3 protein-coding genes are annotated in these 1,818 nt (G+C 39.7%); all 3 read left to right on the forward strand.

Annotated features, from left to right (window positions below):
- The coding region (locus tag BLQ36_RS13625; RefSeq protein ID WP_143558781.1) for an RHS repeat domain-containing protein at positions 1 to 1,049 on the forward strand (1,049 nt) is incomplete at its 5' end.
- Between the two features lie 11 nt (positions 1,050 to 1,060).
- Complete coding sequence (locus BLQ36_RS13130) at positions 1,061 to 1,402, forward strand: hypothetical protein (RefSeq protein ID WP_074516005.1); 342 nt, start codon at positions 1,061 to 1,063, stop codon at positions 1,400 to 1,402.
- Between the two features lie 204 nt (positions 1,403 to 1,606).
- Positions 1,607 to 1,818 (forward strand): hypothetical protein (locus tag BLQ36_RS13135; RefSeq protein WP_143558783.1); only part of this gene is annotated, 212 nt, incomplete at its 3' end.

Here is a 1,818-nt window from a genome sequence, read left to right on the forward strand (position 1 = left end):
CCTACCGCTACGATAACGCAGGCAATCTGCTCCAAGATGAAAACAACACCTACGAATACGATGATTTCCGCAGAACCAGCAAAGTGACCACCAAGGTAGGCATAATGCAGATAAACCGCTACGATGCCGAAGGTCTGCGTCATGAAATGGAAGAAAACGGCAAGCTCGTACAGTTCATCTTCAACGAAAACAGGGAAGTAATCGCGGAAAAAGAGGATGGCAACATTACAAGATTAATTCGTACCAGCGATCTCTGGGCGATGGAAGCCAACCCCGAGAAAACCTGGTACCACTACGCCAGCGATGAACAGGGAAGTACCATCTTCCTCACGGATGAACAAAGTAATGTAAAAAATCGCTACACCTATGATGCGTTTGGTAATACAATAGAAGCGGAAGAACAAATCTCGAACCGCTACCAATACACTGGTCAGCAGCTAGACCCAATAACCCAGCAATACTATCTGCGCGCAAGATTCTACAACCCAGCAATCGCCCGATTCACGCAGGAAGACGAGTATCACGGGGATGGGCTGAATCTTTATGCCTACTGTGCGAATAACCCGGTGGATTATTACGATCCGAGTGGGTATGCTTGTGATGGTCTGAAAGATCCTATAAAAAATGATAAGGTTGTAAGAAATTGGAAGGGGGAAGAAGTAAAAATACCAGAAGGACATAAAATGAGCCCGAGAGATCTGGATATATCTGATAAACCAATGTATAGAGAAGGTCCATTTACATCTAAGCAAAGAGAAGAATTTTTGAAAGGAAATTCGGCGGGGACTCATTTAGCACCTCATCATAGGCATCAAATTCCCGTAAGAGATGGTGGGGTTATTGATGAAATACCTGGCCCTGGGCATCCAGAGGGGAATCAGCATACGGCAGGGACTCCTAATAGGCATCCTAATAAATCGATTTTTAATTCTGAATCTGGAGGAAAAGCTCTGCGGCAAAAAGAAATTAGTAATCATTGGAAAGAAAAAGGTAGACGATTAGTAAAAAAGAGACCAAATTTATGGTTTGACTTGGGGCCTGAAAAATAAGGAGACTTTTTATGACAATAGAAGAAATTATGAACAAAGAAAATATTCCGTTCTGTATGGTAGTTAATACAATTACAAAAAGGGAAGACTGTATAGGGGATAAAAAAAACTTCGCAACTAATGGGTTGTTAGATATGATTAATACCAATAATAGATTGGAAGATTTAATTAGGTCATTAGATGGTCAAATATTACCAACGCATTGGACTCAAGGAGAGGAGAAGATGATGATTTGTAATCCTAAAAAAAACATATTTGTTATACTATGTTATTTTTCAAATGATAGTATTCTTGATAGATATGATATGGGGGTACGAATAAATGATGAGTTGGGAAAAATAGAATATAAATAAAAGGATATAATAAGATGTTGGAATATAGAATATAAAGTTGTATTGGGAAAATCTGTCCATAAATCTGTTGACTTATAACTTGATATATAAGCAGGTCTTTTATGTGAATTTAGGACGTAAATGGTTTGCTTTTTTTATAAAATGGATAGCAAATCAATTTGATTTCAAGATTAGAATGGTATAACGAATGACAAAGACGATCTGATGCTTGCCGAGAAAGCCAGCGGCAGAACGCTGTTGGCCTACACCTACGACGAACTGGGGCGCAAGACCGGCCAGACAGACATCACAGGCCGAAAGGTCAACTATCAATTTGACAAGTCAAACCATCTATGTGATATTTGCGATGAAATTGATCAGTCAATAGTCAGATTTACCCGCGATGCCGATGGCGCCATCCAAAAGATAACCCATGC

The organism is Selenomonas sp. WCT3, assembly GCA_900100835.1.
Taxonomy (GTDB): Bacteria; Bacillota; Negativicutes; order Selenomonadales; family Selenomonadaceae; genus Selenomonas_A; species Selenomonas_A ruminantium_E.